This window comes from Gordonia sp. N1V (genome assembly GCF_029269935.1).
Taxonomy (GTDB): domain Bacteria; phylum Actinomycetota; class Actinomycetes; order Mycobacteriales; family Mycobacteriaceae; genus Gordonia; species Gordonia polyisoprenivorans.
In genome coordinates this window covers 58,274-73,522 of the sequence record NZ_JARJDD010000023.1, presented here as the reverse complement: position 1 = coordinate 73,522, position 15,249 = coordinate 58,274, and the positions used below count along the sequence as shown (strand labels likewise).

General features: G+C 66.5%; 14 protein-coding genes. 6 read left to right on the top strand and 8 right to left on the bottom strand.

The window, feature by feature from the left end; genetic code table 11:
- Positions 1 to 185 precede the first annotated feature (185 nt).
- Positions 186 to 1,475: a PE-PPE domain-containing protein gene (locus P3L18_RS23215; RefSeq protein ID WP_276115360.1), complete on the top strand. Its 1,290-nt coding sequence runs from the start codon at positions 186 to 188 to the stop codon at positions 1,473 to 1,475.
- On the opposite strand, the gene P3L18_RS23210 is transcribed toward P3L18_RS23215, so the two are convergent.
- Together P3L18_RS23210 and P3L18_RS23205 are read right to left on the bottom strand one after the other, a co-directional pair.
- On the bottom strand, positions 1,448 to 1,957 hold the full coding sequence (locus tag P3L18_RS23210; RefSeq protein WP_079931933.1) for an N-acetyltransferase: 510 nt from the start codon (positions 1,955 to 1,957) through the stop codon (positions 1,448 to 1,450). The genes P3L18_RS23215 and P3L18_RS23210 overlap by 28 nt on opposite strands.
- A 5-nt stretch (positions 1,958 to 1,962) precedes the next feature.
- Positions 1,963 to 2,970 carry a stage II sporulation protein M gene (locus P3L18_RS23205; RefSeq protein WP_276115359.1) on the bottom strand — a complete coding sequence of 336 codons (1,008 nt, stop codon included), beginning with the start codon at positions 2,968 to 2,970 and terminating at the stop codon, positions 1,963 to 1,965.
- A gap of 83 nt (positions 2,971 to 3,053) precedes the next feature.
- On the opposite strand from P3L18_RS23205, the gene P3L18_RS23200 reads away from it, so the two are divergent.
- Positions 3,054 to 3,923: an RDD family protein gene (locus P3L18_RS23200; RefSeq protein WP_208793389.1), complete on the top strand. Its 870-nt coding sequence runs from the start codon at positions 3,054 to 3,056 to the stop codon at positions 3,921 to 3,923.
- 41 nt (positions 3,924 to 3,964) lie between these two features.
- Here the strand turns inward: P3L18_RS23200 and P3L18_RS23195 are convergent, their stop codons facing one another.
- Positions 3,965 to 5,161 carry an acyl-CoA dehydrogenase family protein gene (locus P3L18_RS23195; RefSeq protein WP_276115358.1) on the bottom strand — a complete coding sequence of 399 codons (1,197 nt, stop codon included), beginning with the start codon at positions 5,159 to 5,161 and terminating at the stop codon, positions 3,965 to 3,967.
- A gap of 71 nt (positions 5,162 to 5,232) precedes the next feature.
- On the opposite strand from P3L18_RS23195, the gene P3L18_RS23190 reads away from it, so the two are divergent.
- Positions 5,233 to 5,568 carry a TfoX/Sxy family protein gene (locus tag P3L18_RS23190; protein WP_020172943.1) on the top strand — a complete coding sequence of 112 codons (336 nt, stop codon included), beginning with the start codon at positions 5,233 to 5,235 and terminating at the stop codon, positions 5,566 to 5,568.
- Between the two features lie 36 nt (positions 5,569 to 5,604).
- Here the strand turns inward: P3L18_RS23190 and P3L18_RS23185 are convergent, their stop codons facing one another.
- Positions 5,605 to 6,657 carry an SDR family oxidoreductase gene (locus tag P3L18_RS23185; protein WP_276115357.1) on the bottom strand — a complete coding sequence of 351 codons (1,053 nt, stop codon included), beginning with the start codon at positions 6,655 to 6,657 and terminating at the stop codon, positions 5,605 to 5,607.
- A gap of 76 nt (positions 6,658 to 6,733) precedes the next feature.
- On the opposite strand from P3L18_RS23185, the gene P3L18_RS23180 reads away from it, so the two are divergent.
- The gene (locus tag P3L18_RS23180) at positions 6,734 to 7,060 is read left to right on the top strand and encodes a metalloregulator ArsR/SmtB family transcription factor (RefSeq protein ID WP_079931922.1); all 327 of its coding nucleotides are present in this window, start codon (positions 6,734 to 6,736) and stop codon (positions 7,058 to 7,060) included.
- A 14-nt stretch (positions 7,061 to 7,074) separates the two neighbouring features.
- Here the strand turns inward: P3L18_RS23180 and leuS are convergent, their stop codons facing one another.
- A complete protein-coding gene (gene leuS, locus P3L18_RS23175) occupies positions 7,075 to 9,951 on the bottom strand; it encodes a leucine--tRNA ligase (RefSeq protein ID WP_276115356.1) in 2,877 nt (958 codons plus the stop codon).
- Between the two features lie 113 nt (positions 9,952 to 10,064).
- Between leuS and P3L18_RS23170 the strand changes: the two genes are divergently transcribed.
- Both P3L18_RS23170 and P3L18_RS23165 read left to right on the top strand, forming a co-directional pair.
- On the top strand, positions 10,065 to 10,601 hold the full coding sequence (locus P3L18_RS23170) for an SdpI family protein (RefSeq protein ID WP_079931924.1): 537 nt from the start codon (positions 10,065 to 10,067) through the stop codon (positions 10,599 to 10,601).
- A gap of 8 nt (positions 10,602 to 10,609) precedes the next feature.
- Positions 10,610 to 11,617 carry a bile acid:sodium symporter family protein gene (locus P3L18_RS23165; protein WP_079931925.1) on the top strand — a complete coding sequence of 336 codons (1,008 nt, stop codon included), beginning with the start codon at positions 10,610 to 10,612 and terminating at the stop codon, positions 11,615 to 11,617.
- 112 nt (positions 11,618 to 11,729) lie between these two features.
- Here P3L18_RS23165 and P3L18_RS23160 read toward each other — a convergent pair whose 3' ends face one another.
- The 3 genes from P3L18_RS23160 to P3L18_RS23150 all read right to left on the bottom strand — a co-directional run bounded on the left by P3L18_RS23160 (position 11,730) and on the right by P3L18_RS23150 (position 15,216).
- A complete protein-coding gene (locus tag P3L18_RS23160) occupies positions 11,730 to 12,353 on the bottom strand; it encodes a DedA family protein (protein WP_006368586.1) in 624 nt (207 codons plus the stop codon).
- 36 nt (positions 12,354 to 12,389) lie between these two features.
- Positions 12,390 to 14,441 carry a CocE/NonD family hydrolase gene (locus tag P3L18_RS23155; protein WP_276115355.1) on the bottom strand — a complete coding sequence of 684 codons (2,052 nt, stop codon included), beginning with the start codon at positions 14,439 to 14,441 and terminating at the stop codon, positions 12,390 to 12,392.
- A gap of 97 nt (positions 14,442 to 14,538) precedes the next feature.
- The gene (locus P3L18_RS23150; protein WP_006368588.1) at positions 14,539 to 15,216 is read right to left on the bottom strand and encodes a YqgE/AlgH family protein; all 678 of its coding nucleotides are present in this window, start codon (positions 15,214 to 15,216) and stop codon (positions 14,539 to 14,541) included.
- Positions 15,217 to 15,249 lie beyond the last annotated feature (33 nt).

Below are 15,249 nucleotides of genomic sequence, written 5' to 3'. Positions count from 1 at the left end.
CCAGTCGGTGCGTTCCCCAACCCGGTCTGTTAACTCCCCTATTGGTTGTCAGACGCCCCAATCTGGTTGACAGCCATCGCTACTCGCCACCTGCACACCATCATCGTGTAGCGTCCGGGGCGGGTTGGGGTTTGCTCAGGAGGGGAAATCCGTTGCGCCCGAATCACCTCAGCTCCCCCATATCGGTGGCCGCACTGTCTCTGATCGCTGCGGCCGTCGCGGCCGGTCATGGGGTCAATGCTGGGGTCAATGCCGCGGATTCCGCATCGGTGACTTTGTCCCCGGCGAACGTGCGCCTGGCGTCGACCGTGCTGACAGTCGCGGGGAACACCTCCATCGTGAGCACTCCCATGCCACAGGAGCTCCGAGGCGAACTCTGTCACTCGCCGAATACGTGTCAGGTGGTGGTCTATCCGTCCGGTGCGATCGGCGGTGCCGCACTGCAAGTGGGCGTCACGGCTCTCACCACGGATATCGCGACGACGCCGGGCAAGAAGATCGTCTTCGCCTACTCGCAGGGCGGCATGATCGCGACGACGTGGCTGCAGGACACCGCTGGCTCGCCGAGCGCCCCACCGGCATCGGATCTGACCTTCGTGCTCCTCGGCAATCCGCAGCGCGGGCTCAACGGTCTGGCACCGACCTCCGGTGCCGGATCGGCGACGCCCACCGACACCGGGTACACCGTCATCGACATCTCCCGCGAGTACGACGCCGAATCGGACTGGCCGAACAACCCGCTCAACGGGCTCGCCGTGGCCAACGCGATCGCCGGCTACTTCCTGGTGCACACCGACTACACCGGGGTCGACGTCGACGACCCGAACAATCTCGTCCAGACCGTCGGCGGCACCACCTACGTCCTCGTACCGACCGCGAATCTGCCTCTGCTCGAACCACTCCGGATGATGGGCCTGAATAGTGTGGCCGACCAGCTCAACGGTCCGCTCAAGGTGATCGTCGACGCCGGCTACAGCCGCAGTGGCTACGTCACCCTGTCTGACGACCCTGCGGCACAGGCGACGATCAACAGCGTCTTCGGCACGGTGCCAACACCGTCCACATCGACCGATACGACCGTGCAGGATGCCGCGGCACCGCGAGCCACCGCACAGACCGTGCTCACGCCCACGTCGTTGCCGGCGCCCTCGTCGACATCGGTCGGCTACCGGGTAAAGACCAGCGCCGCAGCAGCTCTTGGGACGGCCAGGCGGAGCACGTCCACACCGGCCGACGCGACGCAACCGGGGACCGCCGAATCGCCGAGCACGACCGCTACCGACACCTCGTCCTGGAACATCGATCCCACCGGTCCGGCGGCGTCGCCGGGTTCGGGAGTCTCGTCGAGTCCGACAGCATCTGGTCCTACGCAGTCGGACTCCACCGGCTATGTCGGCAGGCACCGCGCATCCGACGCGACGTCAACGGATTCCGGCGGCGTTACGGGTCAGAGTTCGTCGAAGGGCGCCGCGTAACGGAAGGTCCCGGTCGGCGCGTCGGCGGTGATCGACAGGGTTTGGAAATGTCTGCCCCAGTCGGGGTCTGGTGAGCCAACTCCGAGATTGGCGGCCTCCCGGAAACCGAAGCGGTCGTAGTAATCGGGATCACCCAGTAGCGCCAAGAGCGTCTCTCCCTGTTCGCGTGCGGAGTCGATGAGTGCATTCATCAACGCACTGCCGACGCCGCGGCCCTGCATGTCGGGATGGACGGCCAGCGGGCCGATTCCCACCGCTGGGTGACGACCAACCCAGCCTCGCGTACCGATGACGAATCCGACGACCCGATCGTCGACGACACCGACAAGCGACAGACCCGACAGGTAGCCCACATCGTTGAATAGCGCGTCGGTCAGCGGCACCTCGACAGGCACCTCCGGGCCGTCGGCCGAACCGAAGGCCGCCCGCACCACCTCGCGGATCGCCGGACGTACTTCGGACGACTCACACCTAATCTGCACCGGTATCACCGTCCGTCTCGACTCGCCATGATTGCACTGTCACCGCGGTCGACATCGGGGATGTCGCCGCGCTCACCGTCGTTGTAGGCCCACCGGCCTGCGGTGAACACGTAGACGAAGAATCCCACCCAGACGAACACGCCGATGCCGACACGTGCCCAGGTGGGCAGCCCCGACGGCGTCACGAACGCCTCGATGAGCCCAGTGATCAGCAGTAGGACAACCAATCCCAGCGCGATGCCGATCGCCGCGCGACCCTGCTCGGCCAGTGACTGCATCCGTGTTTTCGGGCCGGGCGCGATCCATGACCAGAAGACCCGTAGACCCACCCCGGCGGAGACGAACAGACAGGTCATCTCCAGCAGTCCGTGCGGGGTGATCAAGCCGAAGAACACGTCGGCGCGGCCGTGCCGGATCATGATCGACGCGGTGACCGCGACGTTGAGGATATTGCTCCACACCACCATGACGATCGGAAAACCGAAGACGCCGAATGCAATACAGGTGGCGGCGAGCCAGAAGTTGTTGGTCCACACCCGCAACGCGAACGACGTCGCGGCGTTCTCGGTGTAGTAGTTCGCGAAGTCGTTGTCGACGAGTCGCTCGATGTCGGCCGGGCTGCCGAAGGCGGTCTCGGTGCTGGGATGATCCAGGAACCACCACGTCATCGCGAACATCCCGACGAACGACACGATCAAGACACTGAGCCACCACCAGCGCATCGCATACAACGCCGCGGGGAACGTCCGACCGAAGTAGCGGCCGACGATCGCCCAACTGCTCTCCTTGACACCCGCAGATCGGGTCCGGGACTTGGCCAACAACGCCGAGAGGTAGCCGACGAGGGAGGCGTCGGGAGCGGTGGACCGGATGACCGAGAGATGCGTGGCCACCCGCTGGTAGGTGTCGATCAGTTCGTCGGCCTCCGCCCCGGAGAGCCTGCGGCGCTTGGTGAGCTGCTCGAGCCGCTCCCAGGTCGGTCGCTTGTCGCTCACGTAGGCATCGAGATCCACCTCGACAGCTTAGAACGCGAGAGGATCGAGGAGTGGCGATGTGTTCCGGTTGATCGACGCCGCTCTCGGCGTGGTGGCCTAGAGTGTGGCGCATGTATCCGCAGCAGATGACCTATCCGGTGCGGCCGTATCCGCCGGTCACCTGGGGTCGGGGCGCGGTCGGCACGGTCGGCGTCGGTCGCGACGACCAGGTGTCGGGTGAGGCCGTCGCCCTCGACTTGCCTGCCGCCTCGTTCGGGCTGCGGATTCTGTCCGGGGTGATCGATCTGATCCTCGGTTACCTCGTGTTGATCCTCGGCATCTACCTGTCGTTCAAGCTGGCCTATGACGTCGACGACGCGTTGTTCGGCGCCTGCCTCACGGTGTCGACGGTGATCGCATTCGCCGCGGTGCCGACGACGTGGGAGACACTGACGCGTGGGAAAACCCTCGGGCACGTGATACTCGGGTTGCGGACCGTGCGCGACGACGCCGGCCCGATCCGATTCCGCCACGCCCTGACCCGGGCGATGATCGGCGTGGTCGAGATCTACACGTTCTTCGGTGTCCCGGCGATGATCTGCGCGGCGGTGAACCGCCGCAACAAACGCATCGGCGACCTCGTCGCCGGCACATACGTGATCCGCGAACGATTCAAGATCACGCTGCCCGAACCGATCCCGATGCCGCCGCCACTGGCCCCGTGGGCGAGCACAGCCGACATCGCCGCTCTCCCGGACCCGTTGGCGGTGTCGGTACGGCAGTTCCTGAATCGTCGTGAGGGCTACAATCCGGCGGCGCGCTCGGCTCTCGCGGAGCGTCTGATCTTCGCGATCGCGCCGTACGTCGCGCCCGCTCCTCCGCCGCAGGCGCCGGCCGAGGATGTCCTCGCCGCAGTCATGGCAGCACGACGCGAACGCGACACCGCACGGCTGGCCCGCGAGGACCGGCTGCGAACACGTTTGCTGCGCTGAGCTTTCCGGTCATCCGCCTCGGCGGCCGATGGACCCGTCGGTCATTTGAGGTCGGCGCTGGACTTGCCGAGGATGCGGCGGGCGATGATCAGCTGCTGGATCTGCTGCGTGCCCTCGAAGATGTCGAGGATCTTGGCGTCGCGAGCCCACTTCTCGAGCAGCATGGTCTCCGAGAATGCCGCGGTCGCACCGAGTTCCACCGCCTTGTTGGTGATGTCGGTGACGGTGCGGCCCGCCTTGGCCTTCGACATCGACGCCTCGGTGGAGTTGGGCTCCTTGTTGTCGGCCATCCAGGCCGCCCGGACCGCGAGCAACCAGGAAGCCTCCCAATCGGATTCGAGCCGGATGAACTCGGCGACCGCAGCATGCTGGGTGGCCGCGGGGGCGTCGTAGTCGATGGTGTGGCCGGCGTCGCCGAGCAGGCTGCGCAGTTCTTCGAGCGCGGCCCGGCCGAGTCCCACGGCCATCGCCGCGACCACCGGGCGGGTGTTGTCGAAGGTCTGCATGACCCCGGCGAACGCCTTCTTGGTCTCCACTTCCGGTGAGCCGAGCAGGTTCTCGGCGGGCACGCGCGCGTTCTCGAAACGCAGGACCGCGGTGTCGGAGGCCTTGATGCCCAGCTTGTGCTCGAGGCGCACCACGCTCACTCCGTCGGCGTCGAGAGGCACGACGAAGCTCTTGATCGCGGCGCGACCGGCGCTCTTGTCGACGGTCGCCCAGACGACCACGTGGTCGGCGCGGGATCCGGCGGTGACGAAGATCTTCTCGCCGTTGATGACGTAATCGTCGCCGTCGCGCGTGGCCGTCGTCGACACGGCCGCCGAGTCGGAGCCGAAGCTCGGTTCGGTGATCGCCATCGCCGCCCAGACACCGGAGAACTTCTCGAGCTGTTCCGGCGTGGCCACCGCGGAGATCGCCGCGTTGCCCAGACCCTGATACGGGATGGACAGCATGAGGGCGACGTCGCCCCAACCCATCTCGACGCCGTGCAACACACCGCGGATGTTGGCGCCGTTGACGGTGCCCGCATCGGCATCGGAGCCGCCCGACTTGTCGGACTCCTTGGCCGCCTCGCGCGCCTTCTTGGCGAGTGCGCCCAGGTCGTCGAGTTCCTTGGGGTATTCGTGCTCGGCCTTGTCGTACTTGCGCGAGACCGGTCGGAAGATGTGCTCGGCCGCGAGGTGGGCTTGCTCGACCGCCGAATCGAACTTCTTCGGGAGCTCCAGGTTGATCGCCATGCGGGCTATCTTACTCAGAAGTAAGATGCTGTCCAGCCCACTGTTCCGCGCTTGATGCCTACCCTCTAGTGGTGGCCTACGACGATGAACTCGCGTTTCGTATCCGCGCGTTGCTGAGCGGTGAGAGCAATGTGGACGAGAAGCCGATGTTCGGCGGGCTCGCCTTCCTCATCAACGGCAACATGGCACTGGCCGCGAGCTCCCGCGGTGGACTCATGGTGCGGGTCCCACCCGAGGAGACCGAGGCGCTGTTGGAGTATCCGCATACCGAGCCGATGATCATGTCCGGCCGCGAGACACGCGGCTGGCTCCGCGTCGGCGACGACGGCGTGCGCACCGAGCGCCAGTTGAGCCGATGGGTCACCCTCGGATCGGACTACGCGCGCAAGCTGCCGCCGAAGTACTGACTTACTGGAGTGCCGAAGACTGCAGCCCCCGAAGCACTAGGGGATGAGCCTGCGCTCCCGGAGTTGCTCGAAGATCCTGGTGAACATGGCGTCGGTCTCGATGTAGTCATGGAATCCGGCGCGTCGGCTCTTGGAGGTATCGGCGATCACGTCGTAGTCCCAGCCGAACACGAAATCGCCGAATTGCCAGGAGGAGACGTCCTCGTACGGGGTGGGCTCCAGTTCGTACTCGGCGACCATCGCGTCCCATACCTGCTGCTTGTCGGCCATCACCTCGGACAACGACATGGGCAACGGATCCGCGACCGGGATGTCGAAGAAGTCGGCGACCACCGACCACATGCGCTGCCACCGGAACATGTCGCCGTTGGTGATGTTGAAGGCCTCGTTGGCGGCCGACGGAGTCGTCGCCGCCCATTCGGTGGCGCGCGCGAGCAGGCCCGCGTCGGTCATTTCGATGAGGCTGGAGTAGGCACCCGGCTTGCCGGGAAAGCGCAGTGGGATTCCGAGTTCCTTGCTGATCGACGCGTACACGGCGAGCACCATCGCGATATTCATCGGATTGCCCACGGTGACTCCCGCAACGACCGACGGGCGGATCGCCGACCACGACCAGCTCTGTCCACGCTGCCGTCGCTCGAGCAATTGTTGCTGATCGACATTGAACTCGGGGGGCATGTGCGGCGGGTCGCTCTCCCTGGCGGGGGTCGCGAACGGGCCGAGATGAGCCCCGTAGACCTTGTAGCCCTGCATCAGGCTGACGTGCTCCAAGGCGGGTAGGAGATCCACCGAATCCAGGACGTTGCGCAGCATCGTCACGTTCGGTTCGACGAGTTCCGACCAGTTCGGACGGTCCTGGTAGGCGGCGTAGAACAGATGCGTCGTCTCCGCGGCACGACCGATCGCGGCCCGCGTGGAGTCGAGATCGAGGAGATCTGCGCGCTCGTGGCGTATGCGTGGCCGGTTCTCTGCGCCACGTCGGGATATCCCGACCACATCCCAGTTGTCCGTGCCTGCCAGGTGCTCGACCAGGTTGCCGCCGATGACCCCCCGTGCACCGATGACCAGAGCGTTCCCGCGTACCGACATGAAGCCTCCATCGCTAGATCGTGATTTTACGATGAATGTATATCACAAGATCGCGATGAGCAGATATGCTGGAGTGATGAGCGACAGAGAGTTGGTCGACACCGACGAGTGGGTGGTCACCGCCCTCAAGGCGATCGCACATCCGCAGCGGATGGCGATCATGCGATGGCTGCGCGACCCGGAAAGTTTCCCGCCCCAACTCGAACCCGCAAGCGAAGTGGGCGTCTGCCTCAAGCACATTCAAGCCCGGATGGGTGCATCGCAGTCGACCGTCTCGCAGTATGTGGCGGTCTTACAGCGCGCAGACCTCGTGCACTGCACCAAGATCGGCCAGTGGTCACACTACCGACGCAATGAGGATGCCCTCGCGCGCCTCAATCAGCTTCTGCCCGAGATCATCTGACACTCGGCTTGCCGTTACGGAACGATGTTGACCAGTCGCCCCGGCACGATGATCACCTTGCGGGGCTCCCCGTCGAGCAGGGCGACGATCTTCTCGTCAGCCAGCGCCACCTCACGGAGCGTCGCCTCGTCGGCGTCGGCGGCAACGGTGATGCGGCTCTTGACCTTTCCCTTCACCTGCACGGCGATCTCGACGGTGTCGGCGACGAGCCACCGCGGGTCGGCGTCCGGGAAGGGCCCGCGCACCAGCAGTTCACCGTGGCCCAGGCGGTGCCAGAGTTCCTCGGCGATGTGCGGGGCCAGCGGGGCGAGCATGGTGACCAGCGGCTCCACGGCGGCGCGCGGGGCACCGCCCTCGAACTGCTTGGTGAGGTGATTGGTGAGTTTGATCAGCGCCGCGACCGCGATGTTGAAGCGCAGCCCGGCGAACTCCTCTCGCACCTCGGCGATCGTCGTGTGCAGCAACCGCTTCGTCACGTCATCGAGCTCGGCGTCGGTGACCCGCACCGCGCCGGTCTCCTCGTCGACCACCAGACGCCACACCCGCTGCAGGAATCGCTGAAGTCCCACAACATCTTTGGTGGCCCACGGGCGAGACTGGTCGAGCGGCCCCATGTACATCTCGTAGAGACGCAGGGTGTCGGCGCCGTAGTCGGCGGCGATGTCATCGGGGGTCACCGAATTCTTCAGCGACTTCCCCATCTTCCCGTATTCCTGGGAGACCTCGTCGCCGTTGTAGAAGAACTTCCCGTCACGCTCGGTCACCTCCTCGGCGGGCACGTAGATGCCGCGCGAGTCGGTGTAAGCGTAGGCCTGGATCATGCCCTGATTGAACAGCTTTCGGTACGGCTCGCGGCTGGTCACATAACCGAGGTCGAAGAGGACCTTGTGCCAGAAGCGCGAGTACAGCAGGTGCAGCACGGCATGCTCGACGCCACCGATGTAGAGGTCGAGGCCGCCGGGATCGTTCGGCCCGTGCAACGCCGGTCGCGGGCCCATCCAGTAGGCCTCGTTCTCCTTGGCGCACAACGTCTCGTCGTTGGTGGGATCGATGTAGCGCAGCTGATACGACGAGCTGCCCGCCCACTGCGGCATCACGTTGGCGTCGCGGGTGTAGGTCTGCAGACCGTCACCGAGATCGAGCTCGACGGTCATCCACTCGGTCGCCTTGGCCAGCGGCGGCGACGGCTCGGATCCGGAGTCCTCCGGGTCGAAGGACACCGGCGCGTAGTCGTCGACTTCCGGGAGTTCCACCGGCAGCATCGATTCCGGCAACGCGTGGGCCTGACCGGCGGCGTCGTAGACGATCGGGAACGGTTCGCCCCAATACCGCTGGCGGGCGAAGAGCCAATCGCGCAGCTTGTACTGGATGGTGCCGGCGCCGGCGCCGCGCTCCTCGAGCCACGCGATGATCGCGGCCTTGGCCTCGTCGACGCGCAAACCGTCGAGGAAACCGGAATTGACCAGCGGCCCATCGCCGACGAACGGCTCGGTGGCCACCCCCTGCTCGGATCCGATGACCTCCAGGATGGGCAGGCCGAAGACGGTGGCGAACTCATAGTCACGACCGTCGTGAGCGGGCACCGCCATGATCGCCCCGGTGCCGTAGCCCATCAGCACGTAGTCGGCGATGAACACCGGGATCTCGCGCCCGTCCACGGGATTGGTGGCGTAGGTGCCGGTGAAGACGCCGGTCTTCTCCTTGTTCTCCTGCCGCTCGAGATCCGATTTGGCGGCGATCGCGGTGCGGTAGGCCGCGATGGCGGCGGTCGGGGTGTCGGCACCGCCACCGGTCCATCGGGGATCGGTGCCGTCGGGCCAGGCGTCGGCGGTCAGCTCGTCGACGAGCGGATGCTCGGGTGAGAGCACCATGTAGGTGGCGCCGAACAGCGTGTCGGGGCGGGTGGTGAAGACCTCGATCGTCGTGCCGCCGGCGGCAAAGCGGACCTGCGCGCCCCGGGAACGCCCGATCCAGTTGCGCTGCATGGTCTTGACCTTCTCCGGCCAATCCAGGTCCTCGAGGTCGTCGAGGAGGCGGTCGGAATAGGCGGTGATGCGCATCATCCACTGCCGCAAGTGCTTACGGAACACCGGGAAGTTGCCGCGGTCGCTGCGACCGTCGGCGGTGACCTCCTCGTTGGCGAGCACGGTACCCAGCCCGGGACACCAGTTGACCAGCGAATCACTTTGATAGACCAGACGATAGGAGTCGACGACCTCGTTGCGCTCGGCCGGCGACAGATCGGCCCACACACGCCCGTCGAACTTGTCGTGACCATCGAGAGTGCGTGCACCCGAATCGAATTCGGCGATCAGCTCGGAGACCGGCCGCGCCCTGCGCTGCTCGGCGTCGTAGAAGGCGTTGTAGATCTGCAGAAAGATCCACTGCGTCCAGCGATAGAAGTCCACGTCGGTGGTGGCCACGCGTCGTCGTTCGTCATGACCGAGCCCGAGCCGGCGGATCTGACCGAGGTAGCGCTCGATGTTGGCCTCGGTGGTGGTACGCGGATGGGTACCGGTCTGCACCGCGTACTGCTCGGCGGGCAGGCCGAAGGAGTCGAAGCCCATCGTGTGCAGGACGTTGCGGCCGATCATCCGCTGATACCGCGCGAACACGTCGCTGGCGATGAACCCCAAGGGATGTCCGACGTGCAGACCCGCACCCGAGGGATACGGGAACATGTCCTGGACGAAGACCTTCTCGGGCGAGTCGGGAGCGCCGCCACCGAAGGCGCTGAGATCACCGGCCAGCGGCCCTACCGGGTTCGGCGCCTCGAAGGCGTGCCGGTCGGACCAGTTCCGCTGCCAGCGCTGCTCGATCTGTCCCGCGAGTTCGGCCGTGTAGCGATGGGTGCCCTGGGCCGGTGGGGTCGAGGTATCCGCTGAAGTCACCCCACCAGCGTAAATGGTGGCCCGAGGCACACTGCAGCGGCACTCGCCCCATTCGCGCGCGGAGTCCGCGGGCGAGTTTCGCCCCTGCCTGCCGCAGCTCGTATGGTGGTCGGGTGAGCGTTCTGTCCGTCGTCGTCGCCATCTGCGTGTTCGTCCTGGCCCTCGTGTGGGTCGCGGTCGGGGTCGCCGGTCTGCGCGGCACGCTGCGACGCAACCGCTGGCTCGGCGTTCGCGCACCGGAGACGCTGGTCTCCGACGAGGCCTTCGCGCTGGCCAACAAGGTGGCCGCCCCCGGCACCCTCGGCGCCGCGGTGATCCTGATCGCCGGCGGCCTGCTGACGCTCGGTGTCGGCGGCACGTGGTCGTTCCTGTTCGCCGTCGCCGCCCTGCTCGCCGCGCTGGTGGTGGTCGGCGTGGTCAGTGGTTACGGGGTGCGCGCGGCGCGCTGGGCGGTCGACCCCGACGACGACTCGGGTTGCTCATGCTGTTCTGCCGATGCCGGCTCCCATGACCACACCGCCCCCGCGACGGATGCGGCGAAAACCGACGCGCAGGGCCCGGCCGACGAGTGTGGCGAATCGAGCTGCGCATCATGCACCTTGCGTGGTGTGTGCGCGGCCGAACCGGCAGCCGACACCGCCCAGCGCTGAGCGACCGCATGCGCTCCCTGCTGAGCCGTTCGCCGATCGACGGGTTCATCCTGGCGATCCTCACAGCGGTCGTCGCCGCGGCCTTCCTGCCGGCCCGTGGCCAATTCGCCGACGTCCTCGACTGGGTCGTCGTGGTCGCCATCGGCTTCCTGTTCTTCCTCTACGGCGCCCGACTACACCCCCGGCAGGCACTCGAGGGGCTGACGCACTGGCGCCTGCACCTGATCATCCTGGCCTTCACCTTCGTGGTGTTCCCCCTCATCGGGCTCGCGCTGCAACCGCTGCTGCGGCCGGTGATCGGCGACGACCTCACATCGGGGTTGCTGTATCTGTGCCTGGTGCCGTCGACGGTGCAGTCCTCGATCGCGTTCACCTCGATGGCCCGGGGCAATGTCGCGGGCGCGATCGTGAGTGCGTCGGCGTCGAACCTACTCGGCGTCGTCCTCACCCCGGTGCTGGTCGTGGTGCTCATGTCGAGCACCAACGGTGTGCACATCACCGGCTCGCAGGTCCTGGAGATCCTGCTGGAGATCCTGGTGCCGTTCATCCTCGGCCAGCTGTGCCGGCCACTGGTCACGCCGATCCTGAAGCGATTCGCCGAGCCGACGAAGTACGTGGATCGCGGGTCGATCGTGCTCGTCGTCTACGCCGCGTTCAGCGAGGGTGTGCGCAACGGCATCTGGTCGATCGTCGGGGTGTGGCAGGTGGTGGCGATGGCGGTGGTCGCGATCGTGCTCGTCGCGTTCATGCTGTGGCTGACCGGATGGCTGCCACGACGGCTCGGCTTCCACCGCGAGGACGCCATCGCCATCCAGTTCTGCGGCACCAAGAAGAGCCTCGCGACCGGTCTGCCGATGGCGACGGTGTTGTTCAGCGGGTCGGTGGTTGGCCTGATCGTGTTGCCGCTCATGATTTTTCACCAGATACAGCTGATCATGTGCTCGTGGTTGGCCACCCGCTACGGTCGCGAGGCCGCCGCCCTCGATGCCGCCGAATCCGGGTCGGAACCGGGCTGAGAGCGTCGGGTACGAATACAGCTTCCACCGGAGCGGGCCACCGACCCCGATTCCACGGCGTGTCGCGCCGAATCGGTGGAATCTGTATTCGCCTTCCCCGAGCGGTCGGCTCTCAGCCGATGTCACCGCGATGCCAGCGGTGCACCGCCCAGCTGACGCCGTAGAAGGCCGCGACCACACCCACGAGGGCGATCACGGCGTAGAGCAGGATCGTCGCACCGAGCACCGCCCCGGCGAAATAGCCGGCCAGCAGCACCGCAGACGCCCACGTCAGTGCGCCGATCGCATCAGCGATGCCGAACCGCACGAAACTCATCCGACTGATGCCCGCCATCCGCGGCACAATCGTCCGCACGTACCCGACCCAGCGGCCGGTGCCGACGACGAGCAGGCCGGATCGTTCCAGACGCTGCTGGGCGTTGTCCCAGCGTTGTTCGCCGAATCGGCGCCCGAGCCCCGACTCCTTGAGCCGCTGCCCACCGACCCGGCCCAGCCAATACCCGGTCGCATCCCCGGCGACCGCGCACAACACCACGACGACCACCAGCCAGGCGATGTTGGTGGAGCCGACCGCTGCCGCGACCCCGGCCGCGAGCAGCACCGCCTCGCTCGGCATCACCAGACCGGCGATCAGCAGGGCTGTCTCGAGGTAGACGATGCCCGCCGCGATCAGGTAGACCGCCCAGGAGGGAACCGACTCGATGACCCCGATGAGCCAGTCGGCGAAGGCGTGCACCAGTTCACCGTAACGATGAACCGTCCAGGGGGTTTCTCACAGGGGTGCCGACAAGGGCAGGTTCACGAAGCTGGGGTTACTCGGATCCAGCTCGATGTGCTGGGGTCGGAGCCCGGAATCGTTGAGCAGCGGCCGCAGCGGGAGCCCGCGCGGCAGGTTCATCGCGAACACGTCGATCCGCAGCCGGTGACCCTTGCCGATCAGCGCCTCCGTCGGTAGGAGTCCGATGTCGATGCCCACCGACTTACCCGGCGTCACGGGGTGGCGGGTGTCGAGGGTGAGCGTGTAGAACGGATCGATCACATCCCCGTTGGGCGCGAACTGCGAACGGCTGCGGTCATATTCGCGCAGCGACGCGACCACCTGCCCGGAGCTGATGACCTTGGACGTGCCGTCCGGGGCGACGTCGTTGAGCGTCGCGGTCCAGTAACCGTCCGGGGCGTCGAGCACGGTGTTCAGATGCACGTTGCCGTAGCCGCTGACGCTGCGGGTGGTGGTCATCGGTGCGCTGGTGAAACTCAGCGCGTTGCGTTCGGAGATCCGTGCGTCGTCGGCGCAGTCGGGGAAGATCGCGGTCAGGCCGGCCATCTGCTGTGCCGAGTCGCGCGAACACAGCGTCGCAAGTCCCGGCGCCACCGTCATCCGGGCGCGGGTCGCCGGGACACCGATGCCCAGACTGCCGTCGCCCAGCGCATAAGGGGCCGTGCCCGAGCGCCGATCACCCAGGTAGAGGCGCTGACGGGTCATGCCCGCGCGGGGGAACTGCGAGGCGGTGATCCACCGGTCGCCGACCTGCTTGAGGTTCACCGGGCCGTAACGGTCGATCCCGTTGTCGATTCCCTTGAGCCACTTGTCGAACCACGCCTTCTGCAGCACGTCGAGACGTGGTGGCGTATCCGGCCGGCCCTGCCCACCGCCGATCGTGAGGTGGTAGCCGTCGCCCATGATCAACTGCTTACGTCCGGGCGCGAGGGGGATCTTGTTGTACATCGCGACCTCGGAGTTGGTGAACAGATCGAACCATCCGCCGTAGATGAGCGTCGGGGTGGTGATCGTGTCGGCGTGATCCTGCCAGGCCGTCCGCGGACCGGAATTCGGGCTCAGCAGATCACGCAGCTGGGGCGGGATCGACGCGATGTCCGGGACGGTCAGCGCCTGGATGAGTTGCGGGAAGAAGGTGAACGGGTCCCGCAGGCGGTCGGCCAGCCACGTCCAGTCGAAGGTGCCGTTGAGCATCGACGCGACGTTCGGGACCAGCTTGGTGGAATTGACCAGGGTCAGCCACAGCGGCAGGAACCCGACGCCGAGCGCGCCGCCCGGTGCGACGATGTCACGGATCAGGTCGCCGCCCGGTTCGACCGGGAAGATCGCCTTGAGGGCTTCGGGATGTTTGTTGGCGGCCTGGATCTGGTTGATCGCCGAGTACGAGACGCCGGACATGCCGACCTTGCCGTCGGACCATTTCTGCTTGGCGGCCCAGTCGATGACCTCGACGGAGTCCTGCTGCTCCCGTTGTTGGAAGACGTCCCAATCCCCTTGGGAGAAACCGGTTCCGCGGACGTCGACGACCACCACCGTATAGCCGCTGCGCACGAGATCGAAGTCGACGGAGAAGTTGCGCAGTCCCTGATCGCGGATCAGGTGCGCGACGTCGTTGATACCGTCGATCGGGGTGCCAGACAAGTTGATCGCCGAGGCCACCTGGACGGCCAGCGGCGCCAGCACCGGGTTGGCCAGCGCAGCCGCGGTGATCGCGGAGACGAGTTTGGTGTAGGGCGTCATGGTCACGATGACCGGCGTCTTGGCCGTCGTCGGTATCCGGGCCGCGTTGGCCGGGCGGTAGACGTTGGCGCGCAGGATGGTGCCGTCGCTCATCCGGATCGGGACGTCCCACTGGGTGTTGACGTCGGCGTAGGGCTGCGGGCCGTCGTGCGAGGCGAGCCACCGCTTGGCCGGGGCTCCGCCGTCGGGGCCGGTGGCCGCGTGCGCCGTTCCTGCCGCTCCCAGACTCGGACCGGTCAGCAATGCGACGATCGCGATGACCGCCGCAATGACGACTCCCCGTACCCGAATTTCCCGTACCCGCATCGCCGTCCCCCCGGTGAGATGTGACCGGACGAGAGCCTAGCAAGACCTGTGAGGCGTGTCACCGGTCCTGCGGGATCGCCTGACCGGGTGTCGGCGCTCAGTTCCCGGTGACGTCGACGGGGTGGGTGGCCAACAACGGCAACGGCCATGGTTGGCGGCGCAGCACGTCGGCCCAGATGTCGGTGGTCGACGGGGCGAGGATGTCGCGCGGGAGCGCCGAGGCCAGCATCCAGCTGTCCTGGGCCATCTCCGCGTCGAGCTGACCGATCCCCCAGCCGGCGTATCCGGCGAAGATGCGAAGGCCCTCGAGTACCGGCCCGATCAGCTCGGGATCGGCGTCGAGGTCGATGAGGGCGACGCGGCCACTGACCGGCCGGATCTGTTCGATCCCGGAGATGTCGGCGCCGTGCCGGACAACGCCGAGACACAGGGCCGAATCCTGTTTGACCGGGCCGCCGACGAACAGCGCCCGCGGCTGCGCGGCCAGATCGGTCCACGACGGCATCACGTTGTGGACCGCGGTCTGGCTCACCCGGTTCAGGACCACTCCGAGACTGCCCGCGTCATTGTGCTCGATCACATAGATCACGGTGCGCGCAAAGGTGGGTTCGAGCAGATCGGTGGACGCGAGCAGGAGCGTGCCGGCCCGAATGCTGTTGGCCGACTCGATGTCTCGTGCCGCATCCGCGGCTCCGCCGCCACCGCCGACGCCGCGCTCGGGCCGGTCGGGGGTGAGATCGTCTGCGCTGTCACCGCCGTCCACGACATCCATCATCGCATGAGAAGTCGGCTCGGTCGGTAATGTAGG